Here is a 17,455-nt window from a genome sequence, read left to right on the forward strand (position 1 = left end):
TCTCTCTCTCTCGGAAACCGGGTTTTATTCGTCTCGTCAAAGACCAAGCCCGCGGAATGCCGCGGGCGGTCTCCTCACTCCCTGCCGAACGCCGTCAGATGCGCATCGGCATGACGACGTACTTGAAGGAAGCGTTCTCGGGGATCGTCATCAGCACCGAACTGTTGGAATCGGCGAGGTCGAGCTTCACCATGTCCTGGCCCATGTTGGCCAGCGCGTCGATCAGGTAGCTCACGTTGAAGCCGATCTCGATGACGTCGCCGCCGTAGTCGATGTCGAGCTCGTCCTGGGCTTCTTCCTGCTCGGCGTTGTTGGAGGCGATGCGCAGCGTGCCGGGCTCGATGTTGAGGCGCACACCCTTGAACTTCTCGCTCGTCAGGATCGCGGTGCGCTGCAGGCTGGCCAAAAGCGTCGCGCGGCCCAGCGTCACCGAGTTCTTGTGGTTCTTGGGAATCACCCGGTTGTAGTCCGGGAACTTGCCCTCCACGAGCTTGGTGACGAACTCCATACCCTCGAAGGCGAACTTGGCCTGGTTGTTGGCGAACTGCATCTCGATCGCGCCCTCGGCGTCCGACAGCAGGCGCTGCATCTCGAGCACCGTCTTGCGCGGCAGGATCACCTCCTGGCGGGGCACTTCGACGTCGAGCATGGCGGAGGCGAAGGCCAGGCGATGGCCATCGGTGGCGACCAGGCTCAGCTGCTTGCCCTCTGCCACGAACAGGATGCCGTTCAGGTAGTAGCGGATGTCGTGCACCGCCATCGCGAAGGACACCTGGCCCAGCAGGTCCTTCAGGGTCTTCTGCGGCACGCTGAACACGGGGCCGAAGTTGGCCGACTCCTGCACCAGCGGAAAGTCCTCGGCCGGCAACGATTGCAGCGTGAAGCGGCTCTTGCCGCCCTTGAGCACCAGCTTGCTGGCGCTCGACTCCAGGCTGACGGTCTGGTCGGCCGGCATGGTGCGCAGGATGTCGATCAGCTTGCGCGCGCCCACGGTGGTGGTGAAGTTGCCGTCGTCCCCGCCGAGCTCGGCATGGGTGCGGATCTGGATCTCCAGGTCGCTGGTGGTCAGCTGCAGCCGCGGGCCGGTCTTGCGAATCAGCACATTGGCCAGGATCGGAAGCGTGTGCCGCCGCTCCACGATGCCTGCCACCGACTGCAGGGCGGCGAGGACTTTGTCTTGTGTGGCCTTCAAAACGATCATGACTTACCTCTTCCTTTATTTCTTTAATTCAAATTAGTAGTAGTAGATAAGGGGCGGGCCCCGCTGTGGACAGGGCGATTTTCCGCTTTGCCGACAGCCACTTGCGGTTGCCGGCTGCCTGTGTGCAGGCGTGCTTCCGCGGTGTCGCGCCAAGGCGCACAACTTTCGGCAGCGCGACTCGCCTGTGGACAACCGCCCGCTTGTGCCGGAACTTTCCCCAGAGTTGTCCTTTGACAGGCCTCGATGAATCTGCGATGACAGGCATGCATCAGCCTTTGAGGGTTTGTTCCAGCACGTGCAGCTGCTGGTTGAGCTCGGTGAGCTGTTGGCGCTCGCCGGAGATCTTGCGCACCGCGTGCAGCACCGTCGTGTGGTCGCGGCCGCCGAACAGTTCGCCGATCTCGGGCAGGCTCTTCTGGGTCAGCTCCTTGGCCAGGTACATCGCGATCTGACGCGGCCGGGCAATCGAGGCCGGCCGCTTCTTCGAGTACATGTCGGCGACCTTGATCTTGTAGTAGTCGGCCACCGTCTTCTGGATGTTCTCGACCGAGATCTGCCGGTTCTGGATCGACAGCAGGTCGCGCAGCGCCTCGCGTGCCAGGGCGATCGAGATTTCCTTTTGGTTGAAGCGCGAGTAGGCGAGGATCTTGCGCAGCGCGCCTTCGAGCTCGCGCACGTTGGAACGCACGTTCTTGGCCACGAAGAAGGCCACTTCCTCGGGCATCTCGGCGTTCTCGGCGCGCGCCTTGTTGATCAGGATTGCCACGCGCATCTCGAGCTCGGGCGGCTCGATCGCCACCGTGAGCCCGGAATCGAAGCGCGAGACCAGCCGTTCGTGGATGTCCGCCAGCCCCTTGGGGTAGGTGTCGCTGGTCATGACGATGTGCGACTTCTTGGCCAGCAGGGCCTCGAAGGCGTTGAAGAATTCTTCCTGCGTCCGGTCCTTGTTGGCGAAGAACTGGACATCGTCGATCAGCAGGAGGTCCAGCGAGTGGTAGCGCTCCTTGAACTCATCGAATGTCTTGCGCTGATAAGCCTTGACCACATCCGACACGAACTGCTCGGCGTGGATGTAGAGAACTTTGGCGTCGGGGCGGTCGGACAGCAGGCGGTTGCCCACTGCGTGCATCAGGTGGGTCTTGCCAAGGCCGACCCCGCCGTAAATGAAGAGGGGGTTGTAGAGATGCCCGGGTGTGCTCGCCACGTGCATCGCAGCGGCACGAGCCATCCGGTTGGCCGTGCCTTCGACCAGCGTCTCGAAAGTCAAACCGGAATTGAGCCTGTTCTTGAAGGCGCCGCCTGCCGGATCTTCTCCCGGGCCGGCCACGTCGCGGGGCACGTCGCTCTCGACAGCAACTGCCATCGACATAGGCCTGGCAACAATTTCCCGCGGAGCAAGCGCTAACTCGATGATGACCGGCTGACCGTAGAGCTTCTCGGCCATCGCAGCGATCTTCCCCGCGTATTGCGCCCGGATCCAGTCCAGCTTGAAGCGGTTGGCGACGAAGACGGTGACCCGCGAAAGATCGTCCGCAACCCTGGCGGTGAGCGGCTTGATCCAGGTGTTGAACTGCTGTTCCGACAGTTCCTGTGCGAGCTGGTCGACACAGGCCTGCCAAAGGCTGTCGCCAATGCCTTCACTCGGCATGGGGGGTCTGAAAGGTGGAGGATCCCTCGGTCATTTTGTCGTTCTGCTTGTGGATAGTGGCCCCTGGGACGGGCCGACGATTCTAACTTGTCAAAACCTTATCCACATGGTTTTCTGATGGGGCGAATCTGCCTCTGGGCGCCTGTCGATTGTTGCGGGACCGAATGTTTGCGATAATCGCGGGTTTCCCTGAAAACCTCTTTGTGTGTTTCGGGGTATTCAGCCGGTTAGCTACGTTTAGCCGGCATTAGCCAAATGGCAGCAGAACCCGGTGGCCGCCGAGCCTTCCGGGTCCCATCAGGAATCAGATCATGAAACGCACTTACCAAGCATCCAAAGTCCGCCGCGCCCGTACCCACGGCTTCCTGGTCCGCATGAAGACCCGTGGCGGCCGCGCCGTGATCAACGCACGCCGCGCCAAGGGCCGCAAGCGCCTCGCCGTCTAAGGCGCCGTCGGCTCTGTTGCCAGTCGTACCGCCGCCGCCATCGTCTGCCGGCGCCTTGCGGTTGGCTTCCATGCAGCGGCTCAAGACCCGCGCGCAATTCCAGGCCGTCCTCGCAGGTGCTACCGTGGCGCGCACCACCCATTTCGCATTGCACCGCTGCGCGCTCGACGCGCAGCATGGAGCCACGCTGCTGTTCGCCACGCAGGATGTGTGGGTCGGCGCGATGGTGCCCAAGCGCTGGGCGCGCCGTGCGGTCACGCGCAACGCGATCAAGCGCCAGATCTATCGCATGAGCACGGCCGCGGAGGGCTTGCTGCCGCCCGCCGCGCACGTGGTTCGCCTGCGCGCGGGCTTCGACCGCAAGGAATTCCAAAGCGCGAGTTCCGACAAGCTCAACGCCGCCGTTCGTGCCGAACTCCAGCAGTTGCTGGAGCGGGCCGCTGCCGTGCGCGCACCATGAAAGCCCTGCTCATCGGCCTGGTCAAAGGCTACCGCCTGTTGCTGAGCCCCTGGCTCGGCCAAGCCTGCCGCTTCGAGCCCACCTGCTCCGTCTATGCCATCGAGGCGCTCGAGCGCCACGGCGCGGCGGTCGGCAGCTATCTCACTCTGCGCCGTCTCGCCCGCTGCCAGCCGTGGTGCCAGGGCGGCCACGATCCAGTTCCCCCAAGGAAGGAGCCCGGAGCCCGCGATTCGCGTGCGCTGTTCTCCTCCCTCCTCTCCGACGACAAGAAGTCTTCTTCATGAACGATATTCGCCGCACCATCCTGTGGGTGGTTTTTGGTTTCTCGCTGGTGCTGCTGTGGGACCAATGGCAGGTCTTCAATGGCCGCAATCCCACCTTCCTGCCGTCGACCAAGCCGCCCGTAACCGCCACGGCGCCTGCGCCGACGCCTCCTGGTGCAACCTCGAGCGCGGTGCCGCAGGCCACGAACACGACCCCGGCCGGCGCGAGCGGCGCCGCGACCGTGCCCGACGGCAAGACGACGGCGCCCACCGCGAGCGAGCGCGTGGTCGTCACCACCGACGTGCTCAAGCTGACCTTCGACACCGAGGGCGGCTCGCTGGTGCAAAGCGAATTCATCCAGCACGACGACCTCACGGAGAAAGACAAGCCCTTCATCCTGCTCGACCAGAGTCCCAACCGCTACTACGTGGCCCAGACCGGCCTGATCGGCGGAAGCTTTCCGACGCACAAGACGCCGATGAGCGTCAGCGGCGAGCGCACGCTCAAGGAAGGGGCCAACGAGCTGGTGCTGCGCTTCGAGTCACCCGACGTGGGCGGCGTCAAGCTGGTCAAGACCTGGACGCTCAAGCGCGGCGGCTACGACATGCGGGTGCGCCACGAGATCGTCAACACCGGCACCGCGCCGGTGTCGCCCCAGGTCTACATGCAGATCGTGCGTGACGGCAACAAGCCGCCGGGCGAGTCCTCCTTCTACTCCACCTTCACCGGCCCGGCCGTCTACACCGAGGCCAAGAAGTACCAGAAGATCGAATTCAAGGACATCGAGAACAACAAGGCCGACTTCGTCAAGGAAGCGACCAACGGCTATGTCGCGATGGTGCAGCACTACTTCGCGAGCGCCTGGCTGCTGAAGGACGGCATCCCGCGCGACCTGTTCGCGCGCAAGGTCGACACCAACCTCTACGCGGTCGGCATGATCACGCCGGCGGGCCCGGTGGAGCCCGGGGCATCCAAGGCGGTCGATGCCGAATTCTTCGTGGGCCCGCAGGCCGAGAAGACGCTGGAGGCCACGGCGCCGGGGCTCGAGCTGGTCAAGGATTACGGCATCTTCACCATCATCTCCAAGCCGCTCTTCTGGCTGCTCGACAAGTTGCACACCATGCTGGGCAACTGGGGTTGGGCCATCGTGGCGCTGGTGGTGCTGCTGAAGGCCGCGTTCTACTGGCTCAATGCCAAGGCCTACGCCAGCATGGCGAAGATGAAGGCCATCAATCCCAAGGTGATGGAGATGCGCGAGCGGCTCAAGGACAAGCCGCAGGAGATGCAGCAGGAGATGATGCGCATCTACCGCGAGGAAAAGGTCAACCCGATGGGCGGCTGCTTCCCGATCCTGGTCCAGATCCCGGTGTTCATCGCGCTGTACTGGGTGCTGCTGTCCTCTGTCGAGATGCGCCATGCGCCCTGGGTCCTCTGGATCAAGGACCTCTCGGCACCGGACCCCTGGTTCATCCTGCCGATCGTGATGACGTTGACCTCGCTGTTCCAGACCTGGCTCAACCCTACGCCGCCGGATCCGATGCAGGCCAAGCTGATGTGGATCATGCCGCTGGCCTTCAGCGTGATGTTCGTCTTCTTCCCGGCCGGCCTGGTGCTGTACTGGATCACGAACAACGTGCTGTCGATCGCGCAGCAGTGGTTCATCAACAAGCGCCTGGGCGTGCTCGGCAAGTAGCGCGCGAGCCAGGCGAACTCGAGCAGGGGCCGCAGAATGCGGCCCTTCTCGTTGAAGCATCATCCACTCCATGCTGGCGCGAACCAACGATCCCATCGTCGCCATCGCCACGGCTCCCGGCCGCGGCGCGGTCGGGATCGTGCGCGTGTCCGGCGCGCGGCTGGCGCCTCTGATCGCCGCAATCTGCGGGCGCAGCCTCAAGCCGCGCGAGGCTACCTACCTGCCCTTTCGCGATGCTGGCGGCGGCGCCATCGACCATGGCCTGGCCATCCACTTTCCGGCGCCGCATTCCTACACCGGCGAAGACGTCCTCGAGCTGCAGGCGCACGGCGGCCCGGTGGTGCTGCAACTGCTGCTGGCCCGTTGCCTGGAAGCCGCCGCCGACATCGACGCAAGCACCGGGCGGCCCCGCCTCGCCGGCCTGCGCGTCGCCGAGCCGGGGGAGTTCAGCCAGCGCGCCTTTCTCAACGGCAAGATCGACCTGGCCCAGGCCGAGGCCATCGCCGACCTGATCGACGCCAGCACCGAGGCGGCGGCCCGCAGCGCCGGGCGCTCGCTCTCGGGTGCCTTCTCGCAGGAGATCCACACGCTGCGCGACGCCTTGATCCACCTTCGCATGCTGGTCGAGGCGACGCTGGATTTCCCGGAGGAGGAGATCGACTTTCTCCAGAAGGCCGATGCCGAGGGCCAGCTCGTCGCGCTCCAGGCACAGCTGGGCGCGGTGCAAAAGCGCGCGCGCCAGGGCGCACTGCTGCGCGAAGGGATCAAGGTGGTGATCGCCGGCCAGCCCAATGCGGGCAAGAGCTCGCTGCTCAATGCACTGGCGGGCGCAGAGCTCGCTATCGTGAGCCCGATACCTGGCACGACCCGCGACGTCGTGTCGCAGACCATCCAGATCCAGGGCGTGCCTTTGCACGTAGTCGACACCGCCGGCTTGCGCGACAGCACCGACCTGGTGGAGCAGATCGGTGTGGCTCGTGCCTGGGGGCAGATCGAAGGCGCCGACGCCGTGCTGTTCCTGCACGACCTGACGCGTTCGGCCGGGGCCGACTACGCGCAGGCGGACGCAGACATCCTGCGCCTGCTCAGCGACAAGCTGGCCGCCGGTGTGCCGGTGCTCGATGTCTGGAGCAAGCAGGATGCAGCCCCGTCGGCGGCGCCGGCCACGGGCATCAGCCTGTCCGCGAAGACCGGCTTCGGCATCGAGGCACTCCGGCAGCGCCTGCTGGAAGTGGCAGGGTGGCAGGCGGTGCCCGAGGGCCTTTATCTGGCGCGGGCGCGCCATGTGCAGGCGCTGTCGCGGGTCGAGGAGCATCTTGCCCGGGCCGCCGAGCACCTGGCAGCTGGTGCCCAGTCACTCGAGCTGCTCGCGGAGGAGTTGCGGCTGGCACAGAACGCGCTGAACGAAATTACCGGCGAGTTCGGCGCAGATGACCTGCTGGGTGTGATCTTTTCGCGATTCTGTATCGGAAAGTAGACGAAAAGAGTTAGCAGCCGTGACTTGTGTCACTTGGATTTGCCACAATCGTTGATACTGCGCTCCGGCACCCCACAGCAGGTGAACTCAACATGTCTTCGAGCATCCAGGATCTTTGCCGCGCCATCGCACAGAACACCAGCTACGACGCTTTCGTTCCGGCCTTCAATGCCCTGCAGTGGGAAACAGTTGCGGGCTACCTGCAGCCCTATGACCTCAATGCCGGCCAGGTGCTCATCGACCAGGGCGCCAATGACCGCACGCTCTTTTTCATCGAGCGCGGCGCGCTGAGCGTTCACATGATCGGCAGCCAGGGACAGATGCGGCTCGCGATCCTCAACCCCGGCTCGGTAGTGGGCGAAGGGTCCTTCTTCTCCAGGCTGCCGCGTTCTGCGAACGTGGTGGCGACCGGCGCGGCCCGCGTCTGGCGGCTGACCGCCATCCGCTTCGCCGAGATGTCCAACCGCCAGCCTGCGCTCGCTCTGGAGCTCACCATGGCCTTGGGCGCGGTGATTGCGAAGAGAATGGTCAACAAGCCCAAGCGCGTGGCGGTGACCTGAGCCTCTCGGCCTGCCGAGTGCATCGATCGCCATCTCCCGCTGCTTGGAAGATGGTATGTACAAGTTGAGGACTTCCAAGATGGGTGTGGAGTGCGCGTCCTGCGGGGCGAACAACCGCGATGGCGCCAGGTTCTGCAGAGGCTGTGGCCATCGGCTGGCGCCGGCGCCAGCGCCAGCCGCCGCGGACTCACGGGCTGCGACAGAGGGATGGCCGATCACGGAGCCGATTCCGCTGCCCGAAAAACCCGGGACAAGCTCTTCCGCCGGGGATGAAAAGACCGTTGCGATCAGCCGGTCGCCCGCCCCTCCACCACCGGTACACCGCCCTGCGTCGGTCCCGCCGCCGCCTGCCGTTCACAGCCCCAAGGCGGCATCGCGGCCCGCCGCGCTCGCCGCTCCTGCTGCGCCGCGTCGGTCTACCGCGCGATGGGGCGTCCTGGCCCTGCTGCTGGTCGTAGTCGCCGCGGGCGGCTGGTTCGTGCAGAGCCGGCGCGGTGCCGGGACGCCTGCCATGAGCCAGATCGCTGCCACAGCGGGGCCGGTCACCGTCGCGGCGCCTGCTCCCGTGCCCGATGCGGCCTCGGCCACTCCTGCTCCCGCTCCCGCTCCCGCTCCTGCGCCCGAGCCGACGCGCCCACCGCCTCTTGTGCAGAACGCAGCAGCTGAAGCAGCCATCTCGGCCCCGCAGCCGGCCACGACGGCCGCGAAGGCCGAGTCACCCGCGCCACCCGCGCCGTCCCCGCGGCGCGCCAAGACCGAAGCGCCGGTGAAGCCCGTGGTCGCCGCGGCGCCCAAGCCACGCAAGCCTGCACCGGCCGCACCTGCCCCGGCAGCTGCGTCACCGCCGTCGCCGTCCCCCGCAGTCGTCGCCATGGCGCCGATGCCGATCGAACCGGCCGCTCCGCCCAATCCGGATGTCGCATGCGCCGGCCAGGGATTCTTCGGCCGCACCCGCTGCATGGTTGCGCAGTGCGCCAAGGCCGAGTACAGGACCCATGGCCAGTGCGACGCGGTGCGGCGTCAGCAGCAGATCGACGAAGAGAAGCGCAATCCGAGCCTCGCCAACTGAGAAGCAAGGCGGAACGAATCCGCCTGCCGCGCACGTTCGTTCACAGCTCCCGAGCGACGGGCACGCGCTCAGCCCTTCTGCAACTGCTCGACCGCAATGGCGAGGGCGCCGGGCTTGCCCGACAGGACCAGTGTGTCGCCGTCGGCCAGCATGAGATCGTCGCTCACCGTCTCCGCCTTGCCGTTGCGCCGGCGCAGGCTGGCTACCCGAACGCCCACCGCCTCCAGCGCCCGCTGGTCCAGCGGCCGGCCCACCGCCCAGGCGTCGGCAGTGAGGGTGAAGGTGTTGAGGCGCTCGTGGTCGAGCTCGTCGGCGTTGTCGTCGTCGGCGCCATGGAAGTAGCCGCGCAGCAGGTTGTAGCGGGCATCCCGCTGGTCCTGCACCACGCGGATCACCCGCCGCATCGGCACGCCGACCAGCGCCAGCGCGTGGCTGGCCAGCATCAATGAGGCTTCGATCGCCTCCGGCACCACCTCCGTGGCGCCGGCGGCCTGGAGCTTCTCGAGTTCGCGGTCGTCCTTCGTGCGCACGATCACCGGCACCTGCGGCGCATGCGCCCGCGTGTTGGCCAGCACCTTCAGCGCGCCGGGCGTGTCGAGGTAGGTCACCACCACCGCGCTGGCGCGCGCCAGGCCGGCCGCCATCAGCGCCTGCAGCCGCGCCGCATCTCCGAAAACCACGGAGTCGCCGGCCGCGGCGGCCTGCTGCACGCGATCGGGGTCCAGGTCCAGCGCCAGGTAGGGGATGCCCTCGCGCTCGAGGATGCGGGCCAGGTTCTGCCCGCAGCGCCCATAGCCGCAGATGATCACGTGCCGGGCGGTGTTGATGGTCTTGCGCGCGATCGAAGTCATCTGCAGCGACTGCTGCAGCCAATCGCTCGCCACCAGGCTGCGCACGATGCGATCGCTGTACATCACGATGAAGGGCGTCGCGAGCATCGACAGCACCATCGAGGCCAGCACCGGGTTCGCCAGCCAGTCCGGCAGCAGGTTCCGGCCCTGCGCGAGGCTCAGCAGCACGAAGCCGAACTCCCCCGCCTGCGCAAGGTACAGCCCGGTGCGCAGCGACACGCCGGCCGTCGCCCCGAGCAGCCGCGCCAGCAGCGTCACGAGCACCAGCTTGAAGGCCAGCGGCAGAAGCAGCAGGATGCCCACCAGCGCCCAGCGCTCGAAGACGATGTGCCAGTCGAGCGACATCCCGATCGAGATGAAGAAGAGCCCCAGCAGCAGGTCGTGGAAGGGCCGGATGTCGGTCTCGACCTGGTGCTTGAACTCGGTCTCCGAGACCAGCATCCCGGCGACGAAGGCACCGAGGGCCAGGCTCAACCCCGCGAGCTCCGTCAGCCAGGCCAGGCCCAGCGTGACCAGCAGCAGGTTGAGCATGAAGAGTTCCTCGCTGCGCCGGCGCGCGACCAGGGTCAGCCACCAGCGCATCACGCGCGGCCCGCCATAGAGCAGCACGGCGACCAGGAAGGTGGCCTTCAGCCAGGCGATGCCCAGCGCCTTCAGCATCGCCTCCGGCGGCGCGCCCAGCGCCGGGATCAGCACCAGCAGCGGCACCACTGCCAGATCCTGGAACAGCAGCACGCCCATTACCCGCTTGCCGTGCTCGCTCTCGAGCTCCAGGCGCTCGGCCATCAGTTTCACGACGATCGCGGTGCTGCTCATGGTGAGCGCCCCGGAAAGCGCCAGCGCGGTCTGCCACCCCAGCCGCCAGGGCGGCGGAAGCCAAGAAGCCACCAGCAGGGCGCCGAGCGTGGCGATCGTCATGGTCAGCAAGACCTGCAGCAGTCCCAGGCCGAACACGTGCTTGCGCATGGCCCGCAGCTTGGGCAGGTTGAACTCCAAGCCGATCACGAACATCAGGAAGACGACACCGAACTCGCCCAGGTGCCGGATGCCTTCGGCGTCCTGCGCCAGCGACAGCGCATGCGGCCCGATCAGCACGCCAGCCCCGAGGTAGCCCAGCATCGGCGGCAACCGAAGGAAGCGGCAGGCGACCACGCCGATCACTGCGGCGAGCAGATACATCAGCGCGAGATCGAAGGAGGACATGGGCCGATGCTACTGAATGGAATCCTCCTGGCGCCTTCGTTCACGCGCGGCCGATAAAATCCCGCGATGCGCTCCAGCCCCGACCCGGCCCTTATGGCCTCCTCCGACGCGATGCTCGCGCGGGCCCGCACCACCTTCGACATCGAAGCCGCGGCCGTTCTCGGCCTCAAGGAGCGCATCGGCGCGAGCTTCGTCGAAGCCGTGCAGAAGATCCTGGAGGTGCGCGGCCGCGTGGTCGTCATGGGCATGGGCAAGAGCGGCCATGTCGGCCGCAAGATTGCGGCCACGCTCGCATCCACCGGCACGCCCGCGATGTTCGTGCATCCGGCCGAGGCGAGCCACGGCGACCTCGGCATGATCAAGCAGGTCGACCTGGTGCTCGCCATCTCGAACAGCGGCGAAGTCGACGAACTCACGGTCATCCTGCCGGTCGTGAAGCGGCAGGGCGTGCCCCTGATCGCCATCACCGGGCGCGGCGACTCCACGCTCGCCCGCCACGCCGACATCGTGCTCGACAGCGGCGTCGAGAAAGAGGCCTGCCCGCTCAATCTCGCGCCCACCGCCAGCACCACCGCGCAGATGGCCATGGGGGACGCGCTGGCGGTCGCCCTGCTCGATGCACGCGGCTTCGGCACCGAGGACTTCGCGCGCTCCCATCCGGGCGGTGCGCTGGGCCGCAAGCTGCTCACCCATGTCGGCGACGTCATGCGCTCCGGGGACGCGGTGCCACGGGTGGGACCCGGCGCCAGCTTCAGCGAGCTGATGCGCGAGATGAGTTCCAAGGGCCTGGGCGCCACCGCGATCGTCGATCGCGAGGGCCGCGCGATCGGCATCTTCACCGACGGCGACCTGCGCCGGCAGATCGAGACCGGCGCGGACCTGCGCGCCCTGACTGCGGTCGACGTGATGCACGCCGGTCCGCGCACGCTGCCCGCCGATGCGCTGGCGGCGGAGGCGGCCGAGCTGATGGAGCAGCACAGGATCACCAGCGTGCTGGTGGTCGACGCGGCGGGCGTGCTGATCGGAGCGCTCAGCATCAACGACCTGATGCGCGCGAAAGTCATCTGATGGCTCTTGCATTCGAGGCGGAGACTTTGCTCGCCGCACAAGACATCCGTGTCGCCTTCTTCGATGTCGACGGCGTGCTGACGGATGGCGGTGTCTATTTCAGCGAGCACGGCGAGACGCTCAAGCGCTTCAGCATCCTCGACGGCTATGGCCTCAAGCTGCTGCGCCTGGCGGGCATCACGCCGGCGGTGATCACCGGCCGGGACTCGAAGCCGCTGCGCCTGCGACTCGAGGCGCTGGGTATCGAGCATGTGCGTTTCGGCATCGAGGACAAGCTGCCGGCCGCGCAGGCGATCGTCGCGCTGCTTGGCCTCGAATGGACGCAGGCCGCAGCCATCGGCGACGATTGGCCGGACCTGCCCGTGCTCACGCGCGTCGCTTTTGCTGCGGCGCCCGCCAACGCGCATGCCGAGGTTCGCGCAGTCGCCCACCATGTGACCTCGGCTCGCGGCGGCGAGGGCGCGGCGCGCGAATTCTGCGACCTGCTGCTCACGGCCGGCGGCCACTACCGCCGCCTGCTGGACATCGCGCGAGGCCCGGCTGCATGAAGGCGAAGGCGGCCTGGGACCTGCTGCGCGACGCCTTCGACAGGGTGACGATCTACCTGCCGATCATCCTGACGGCCCTGCTCGCGCTGGGCACCTACTGGCTGGTGCGCAATGCGCCGAAGCTGCTCGAGCCGGTGCCCAAGGAGGTCCCGATGCACGAGCCCGACTACTTCATGCGCGACTTCGTCATCAAGAACTTCCTGCCCAGCGGCGAGCTGCGCAGTGAGCTGTTCGGGACCGAGGGCCGACACTATCCGGACACCGACACGATGGAGGTCGACCAGGTGCGCGTGCGCTCCGTGTCCCCCGAGGGCCTGACCACGCGCGCCACTGCCAACCGGGGCCTCTCGAATGCCGACGGCAGCGAGATCCAGCTCTTCGGCGACGCGATCGTGGTGCGGGAAGCCGCCACCACGGCGGACGGCAAGGTCATGCCCCGGCTGGAGTTCCGCGGCGAGTTCCTGCATGCCTTTCTCGATACCGAGCGGGTCAGGTCGCACAAGCCCGTCACGCTGATCCGCGGTTCCGACCGGTTCACTGCCGATTCGATGGACTACGACAATCTCACGGGTGTGGCAAACCTGCAGGGCCGCGTGCGGGGCCTGCTCATGCCTTCCACGCCCGGGGTCAAGCATTGAAGGCGCTGGCCTTCATCACCGGAGCGTCGAGCGGCATCGGTCAGGCGCTGGCCGCGCGCTTCCACGAGGCAGGCTATCGGCTTGCGCTGGTGGCGCGGCGGACCGCCGAGATCGAGGCCTGGGCCGCCTCGCGCGGCCTGGGCGCGGGCGATTTCGAGGTCTATGGCGCCGACGTGGGGCAGATCGACAGCATCGTGGCGGCCGGCGCCGCCTGCATCGAGCGCCAGGGTGTGCCCGATGTGGTCATCGCGAATGCCGGCATCAGCGTCGGCATCGATACAGAAGACCGGCGCGATCTCGATGTGCTGGCCGAAACGCTGGCCGTCAACAACGTCGGCCTGGCTGCCACATTCCATCCTTTCGTCGCCGCCATGCGCGCGCGCGGCAGCGGCCGGCTGGTGGGCATCGCAAGCGTCGCGGCCATCCGGGGCCTGCCCGGCCACGGCGCGTACTGCGCCAGCAAGGCTGGCGTGGTGGCCTATTGCGAGAGCCTGCGGGGCGAGCTGCGCGCGAGCGGTGTCAAGGTGGTGACCCTGCTGCCGGGCTACGTCGATACGCCGCTCACGCGGGGCAATCGCTACGGCATGCCCTTCCTGTTGCAGCCCGAGGCGTTTGCCGATCGCGCCTTCCGCGCGATCGAGGCGGGCGCCAGCTACCGTGTGATTCCGTGGCAGATGGGCGTGGTGGCCAAGCTCATGCGGCTGTTGCCCAACGCCTTGTTCGATCTCGCCGCCCAGGGGCGCGGGCGGAAAAAGCGGCGCAGCGATTGAGCCTGGCCCCGACGAGCGGACTGCGGCGCCTCAAAACGAAAAAGGCTCCCGAGGGAGCCTTTCCTGATATCTGCAGGGCGCGATCAGTAGCCGCTGTTGCCGCCGCCACCACCGCCGCTGCCGCCGCCGTAGCCACCACGACCGCCGCCGCGTGGGCCGGCGCCGTAGGGGCTGCGGAAACCGCCATCGCCACCACCGCCACCACCACCGTAGCCGCCGCCACTGCGGCCGCCGCCACCACCACCATAGCCGCCACCGCCGCTACGGCCCCCGCCGCCTCCACCACCGTAGCCGCCTCCGCCTCCGCCACTACCGCCGCCGCCGTAGCCACCGCCGCCACCACCGTAACCGCCGCTGCGTGGCGGGCGTGCTTCCATGGGACGCGCCTCGTTGACGACGACGCTGCGGCCGCCCATGTCCTGGCCGTTCATGCCCTTGATGGCCGCTTGCGCTTCCGCGTCGCTGCCCATTTCAACGAAGCCGAAACCCTTGGAACGAGGCGGGCTGGAGTCGCGCTCCATCATGACCTTGGCGCTGGTCACCGTGCCGAACTGGCTGAAGGCGTGCTCCAGATCACCGTCGCGTGCCGAATAGGGCAGGTTGCCGACGTACAGTTTGTTGCCCATGAAGGGACTCCTATAAACACAAAGAAAAAGCGATGGAGTCCCGGGAGCACCACCCACGAAAAAGCCGCTGGGCCGCGCGAAACTGACCGATCACCGAATCGCCGCTCCCCCTAGAACTTAAGTGAGAGGCTCGTGCATTATGGGTGAAATGGTTGGCGCGCAAGTAGGAATTTGCCCGCAGCGCTACCCCCACGAAAAATAATTGGGAAGTTTGCGCACGCTCACAAAGCAGCTCATGCGCACGGCTAGAATCGCCCCCGTCATTGGGGAGTAGCCGCCTTCCATCGCGAGAAGGGTGTGCGTCAACAGACTTGTCCGGCCCGCGCGCCGGACATGGCGCAGACAGTGTTCAACCTGGCGAGACCTTTGACCGTGCAGCTTCGGATGTGGCCGAAGGTGCTGCACGGTCAATTGCGTCCTTCGGCCCAAGGAATCCCTTTCACATGGAAGCTTTTCTCGTCGCGGTCGGCGTGGTCGCGCTCGCCGAAATGGGCGACAAGACCCAGTTGCTCTCGCTCGTGCTCGCGGCGCGCTTTCGCCGGCCATGGCCGATCGTGCTGGGCATCTTTGCCGCCACTGTCGTCAACCACGCGCTCGCCGGAGCGGTGGGCAACTGGGTCACGCACACGTTGGGGCCCGAACTGCTGCGCTGGATCCTGGGAGGGTCCTTCATCGCCATGGCGTTGTGGATGCTGATTCCCGACAAGCTCGACGAGGACGAGCTGCCGAAGACGTCGCGCTTCGGCGTCTTCGGCACCACGCTCATTGCCTTCTTTCTTGCCGAGATGGGCGACAAGACGCAGATCGCCACCGTCGTGCTTGCCGCGCGCTATGCCGATGCGTATGCGTGGATCGTGCTCGGCACCACCCTGGGCATGATGTTGGCCAACGCGCCCGTCGTGTGGCTGGGCGAGCGCATCGTGAAGCGCGTGCCCATCAAGCTGGTGCACGGCGTCTCCGCGGCGCTGTTCCTGCTGCTCGGCGTGGGTGCGTTGATCGGCTGGGGTTGAGCGGCATATACTCGCCCGACGCGCCGATTTGCTCCAGCTTGCGGGCGCTTTACAAATGCTGCTAAAGACGGATGCCGGACCCGGCTCGTTTTTGGCGAGGCCGGGTTTTTCTTTTCCATGTCCTTGGTCGTTTCTCCGCAATCGATGTCTTTCCCGGGCCCGCTGCCGCTCAGCAGCGGCGCGAGCATCGCCGACTACAGCCTGGCCTATGAAACCTACGGCACGCTCAACGCACAACGCAACAATGCGGTGCTGGTGTGCCATGCGCTGAACGCCTCGCACCACGTCGCGGGCGTGTATTTGGGCCAGAGCAAGTCCGAGGGCTGGTGGGACAACATGATCGGCCCGGGCAAGCCGGTCGACACCGACCGCTTCTTCGTGATCGGCGTCAACAATCTCGGCTCCTGCTTCGGCTCCACCGGCCCGATGCACGTCAATCCTTCGACCGGGCGCATCTACGGCGCCGACTTCCCGGTGGTCACCGTCGAGGACTGGGTACGCGCGCAGGCCGGCCTGCTCGACGCACTCGGCATCGACACGCTGGCTGCGGTGATGGGCGGCAGCCTCGGCGGCATGCAGGCACTGTCGTGGACACTGCAGTACCCCGAGCGCGTGCGCCATGCGGTCGTCATCGCCAGTGCGCCCAGCCTGACGGCGCAGAACATCGCCTTCAACGAGGTCGCCCGCCGTGCCATCGTGACCGACCCCGACTTCAACGGTGGCCACTTCTACGAGCACGGCGTCATCCCCAAGCGCGGCCTGCGCATCGCCCGCATGATCGGCCACATCACCTACCAGAGCGACGACCTGATGAACGAGAAGTTCGGCCGCGCGCTGCGCAGTGCCGTGGAGGGCGAGGTCGCCGGCACGGACTTCCTCTACTCGACGCAAGAGGTCGAGTTCCAGATCGAAAGCTACCTTCGCTACAACGGCGACAAGTTCAGCGAGTACTTCGACGCCAACACCTACCTGTTGATCACGCGTGCGCTCGACTACTTCGATCCCGCCCGCGCGCATGGCGGCGATCTGCGTGCCGCGCTCGCGCCGGCCACCGCCCGTTTCCTGCTCGTGAGCTTCACGACCGACTGGCGCTTCGCGCCCGCGCGCAGCCGCGAGATCGTGAAGGCGCTGCTCGACAACCGCCGCAGCGTGAGCTACGCGGAAATCGATGCCCCGCACGGGCACGACGCCTTCCTGCTCGACGACGTGCGTTACATGAGCCTCGTGCGCTCCTATTTCGAACGCATTGCCAAGGAGGATTTTTCGGCATGAGTTGCACCGCCGCTCCGAAGGCTCACGGCACTGCAGCCCGCGCGGTGGAGGTTGCCTTGTGAGCGACATCGAGACCCAGCGCGTGATCGCACGGCTCGTGCCCGAGGGTTCCCGCGTGCTCGACCTCGGCTGCGGCGACGGCGCCCTGCTCGACCTGCTGCAGCGCGAGCGCGGCTGCAGCGGCTACGGAGTCGAGATCGCGGACGGCAACGTGCTGCAATGCATCCGCCACGGCGTCGACGTGATCCAGCTCAACCTCGACGAAGGCCTCGCGATGTTCGACGACGCGTCGTTCGACGTTGTGCTGCAGATCGACACGCTGCAGCATCTCCGCAACGCCGAGGTGATGCTGCGCGAGACGGCGCGCGTGGGCCGCATCGGCATCGTCGCCTTTCCCAACTTCGCGCACTGGCCGAACCGCATCAGCATCCTGCGCGGCCGCATGCCGGTGACCCGGCGCCTGCCCTACCAGTGGTACGACACGCCCAACATCCGTGTCGGCACCTTCAAGGACTTCGAGGTGCTCGCGCGCAAGAACCACCTGCGCGTGCTCGACGCCTTCGGCCTGCAGGCAGGCGCCGAGGTGCGCTGGCTGCCGAACGCGCGCGCCGCCACGGCGGTCTTCAAGTTCGAACGCGAGCGCTGAAGTCG

At 66.7% G+C, this 17,455-nt stretch carries 18 protein-coding genes, 1 pseudogene and 1 riboswitch; of the genes and pseudogenes, 15 read left to right on the plus strand and 4 right to left on the minus strand.

Features of this window, described 5'->3' with window-relative positions:
* Positions 1 to 94: 94 nt before the first annotated feature.
* Together dnaN and dnaA are read right to left on the minus strand one after the other, a co-directional pair.
* Positions 95 to 1,201 carry a DNA polymerase III subunit beta gene (gene dnaN / locus ACMGEZ_RS20060; RefSeq protein ID WP_436824031.1) on the minus strand — a complete coding sequence of 369 codons (1,107 nt, stop codon included), beginning with the start codon at positions 1,199 to 1,201 and terminating at the stop codon, positions 95 to 97.
* Between the two features lie 268 nt (positions 1,202 to 1,469).
* On the minus strand, positions 1,470 to 2,849 hold the full coding sequence (gene dnaA / locus ACMGEZ_RS20065; protein ID WP_436824032.1) for a chromosomal replication initiator protein DnaA: 1,380 nt from the start codon (positions 2,847 to 2,849) through the stop codon (positions 1,470 to 1,472).
* 311 nt (positions 2,850 to 3,160) lie between these two features.
* On the opposite strand from dnaA, the gene rpmH reads away from it, so the two are divergent.
* The 8 genes and pseudogenes from rpmH (at position 3,161) to ACMGEZ_RS20105 (ending at position 8,818) form a co-directional block, all read left to right on the plus strand.
* On the plus strand, positions 3,161 to 3,295 hold the full coding sequence (gene rpmH / locus ACMGEZ_RS20070; protein ID WP_007834827.1) for a 50S ribosomal protein L34: 135 nt from the start codon (positions 3,161 to 3,163) through the stop codon (positions 3,293 to 3,295).
* Between the two features lie 70 nt (positions 3,296 to 3,365).
* A complete protein-coding gene (locus ACMGEZ_RS20075; RefSeq protein WP_436824075.1) occupies positions 3,366 to 3,755 on the plus strand; it encodes a ribonuclease P protein component in 390 nt (129 codons plus the stop codon).
* Positions 3,752 to 4,039 carry a membrane protein insertion efficiency factor YidD gene (gene yidD, locus ACMGEZ_RS20080; protein WP_436824033.1) on the plus strand — a complete coding sequence of 96 codons (288 nt, stop codon included), beginning with the start codon at positions 3,752 to 3,754 and terminating at the stop codon, positions 4,037 to 4,039. The genes ACMGEZ_RS20075 and yidD overlap by 4 nt, the downstream gene beginning before the upstream one ends.
* On the plus strand, positions 4,036 to 5,712 hold the full coding sequence (gene yidC, locus ACMGEZ_RS20085; RefSeq protein WP_436824034.1) for a membrane protein insertase YidC: 1,677 nt from the start codon (positions 4,036 to 4,038) through the stop codon (positions 5,710 to 5,712). Before yidD ends, yidC begins: the two co-directional genes overlap by 4 nt.
* A 70-nt stretch (positions 5,713 to 5,782) precedes the next feature.
* Positions 5,783 to 7,189 carry a tRNA uridine-5-carboxymethylaminomethyl(34) synthesis GTPase MnmE gene (mnmE, locus tag ACMGEZ_RS20090; protein WP_436824035.1) on the plus strand — a complete coding sequence of 469 codons (1,407 nt, stop codon included), beginning with the start codon at positions 5,783 to 5,785 and terminating at the stop codon, positions 7,187 to 7,189.
* A gap of 92 nt (positions 7,190 to 7,281) precedes the next feature.
* The gene (locus ACMGEZ_RS20095; RefSeq protein WP_436824036.1) at positions 7,282 to 7,749 is read left to right on the plus strand and encodes a Crp/Fnr family transcriptional regulator; all 468 of its coding nucleotides are present in this window, start codon (positions 7,282 to 7,284) and stop codon (positions 7,747 to 7,749) included.
* Positions 7,750 to 7,828: 79 nt separating this feature from the next.
* A pseudogene (locus tag ACMGEZ_RS20100) lies at positions 7,829 to 7,900 on the plus strand (zinc-ribbon domain-containing protein); the annotation flags it as partial.
* Positions 7,901 to 8,260: 360 nt separating this feature from the next.
* Positions 8,261 to 8,818, plus strand: a complete 558-nt coding sequence (locus ACMGEZ_RS20105) for a hypothetical protein (RefSeq protein WP_436824076.1) — start codon at positions 8,261 to 8,263, stop codon at positions 8,816 to 8,818.
* A 68-nt stretch (positions 8,819 to 8,886) separates the two neighbouring features.
* On the opposite strand, the gene ACMGEZ_RS20110 is transcribed toward ACMGEZ_RS20105, so the two are convergent.
* A complete protein-coding gene (locus tag ACMGEZ_RS20110; RefSeq protein WP_436824037.1) occupies positions 8,887 to 10,872 on the minus strand; it encodes a cation:proton antiporter domain-containing protein in 1,986 nt (661 codons plus the stop codon).
* A 66-nt stretch (positions 10,873 to 10,938) separates the two neighbouring features.
* Between ACMGEZ_RS20110 and ACMGEZ_RS20115 the strand changes: the two genes are divergently transcribed.
* The 4 genes from ACMGEZ_RS20115 to ACMGEZ_RS20130 are packed head-to-tail and all read left to right on the plus strand — an operon-like array spanning position 10,939 to position 13,896.
* Positions 10,939 to 11,940 carry a KpsF/GutQ family sugar-phosphate isomerase gene (locus ACMGEZ_RS20115; RefSeq protein WP_436824038.1) on the plus strand — a complete coding sequence of 334 codons (1,002 nt, stop codon included), beginning with the start codon at positions 10,939 to 10,941 and terminating at the stop codon, positions 11,938 to 11,940.
* Positions 11,940 to 12,488, plus strand: a complete 549-nt coding sequence (locus tag ACMGEZ_RS20120; RefSeq protein WP_436824039.1) for a KdsC family phosphatase — start codon at positions 11,940 to 11,942, stop codon at positions 12,486 to 12,488. Before ACMGEZ_RS20115 ends, ACMGEZ_RS20120 begins: the two co-directional genes overlap by 1 nt.
* Positions 12,485 to 13,126 carry an LPS export ABC transporter periplasmic protein LptC gene (lptC, locus tag ACMGEZ_RS20125; protein WP_436824040.1) on the plus strand — a complete coding sequence of 214 codons (642 nt, stop codon included), beginning with the start codon at positions 12,485 to 12,487 and terminating at the stop codon, positions 13,124 to 13,126. Before ACMGEZ_RS20120 ends, lptC begins: the two co-directional genes overlap by 4 nt.
* On the plus strand, positions 13,123 to 13,896 hold the full coding sequence (locus tag ACMGEZ_RS20130; RefSeq protein ID WP_436824041.1) for an SDR family oxidoreductase: 774 nt from the start codon (positions 13,123 to 13,125) through the stop codon (positions 13,894 to 13,896). Before lptC ends, ACMGEZ_RS20130 begins: the two co-directional genes overlap by 4 nt.
* Positions 13,897 to 13,979: 83 nt before the next feature.
* On the opposite strand, the gene ACMGEZ_RS20135 is transcribed toward ACMGEZ_RS20130, so the two are convergent.
* Positions 13,980 to 14,522 carry an RNA recognition motif domain-containing protein gene (locus ACMGEZ_RS20135; protein WP_436824042.1) on the minus strand — a complete coding sequence of 181 codons (543 nt, stop codon included), beginning with the start codon at positions 14,520 to 14,522 and terminating at the stop codon, positions 13,980 to 13,982.
* A gap of 253 nt (positions 14,523 to 14,775) precedes the next feature.
* Positions 14,776 to 14,960, plus strand: a riboswitch (yybP-ykoY riboswitch).
* A 5-nt stretch (positions 14,961 to 14,965) separates the two neighbouring features.
* Here ACMGEZ_RS20135 and ACMGEZ_RS20140 point away from each other — a divergent pair.
* The 3 genes from ACMGEZ_RS20140 to metW all read left to right on the plus strand — a co-directional run bounded on the left by ACMGEZ_RS20140 (position 14,966) and on the right by metW (position 17,450).
* The gene (locus ACMGEZ_RS20140; protein WP_436824043.1) at positions 14,966 to 15,532 is read left to right on the plus strand and encodes a TMEM165/GDT1 family protein; all 567 of its coding nucleotides are present in this window, start codon (positions 14,966 to 14,968) and stop codon (positions 15,530 to 15,532) included.
* A gap of 117 nt (positions 15,533 to 15,649) precedes the next feature.
* Positions 15,650 to 16,804, plus strand: a complete 1,155-nt coding sequence (metX, locus tag ACMGEZ_RS20145) for a homoserine O-succinyltransferase MetX (protein ID WP_436824044.1) — start codon at positions 15,650 to 15,652, stop codon at positions 16,802 to 16,804.
* Positions 16,805 to 16,862: 58 nt separating this feature from the next.
* On the plus strand, positions 16,863 to 17,450 hold the full coding sequence (gene metW / locus ACMGEZ_RS20150; protein WP_436824045.1) for a methionine biosynthesis protein MetW: 588 nt from the start codon (positions 16,863 to 16,865) through the stop codon (positions 17,448 to 17,450).
* The last annotated feature ends 5 nt before the right edge of the window (positions 17,451 to 17,455 follow it).

The sequence above is a fragment of the Variovorax stachyos genome (assembly GCF_051400855.1).
Lineage (GTDB): Bacteria > Pseudomonadota > Gammaproteobacteria > Burkholderiales > Burkholderiaceae_C > Variovorax.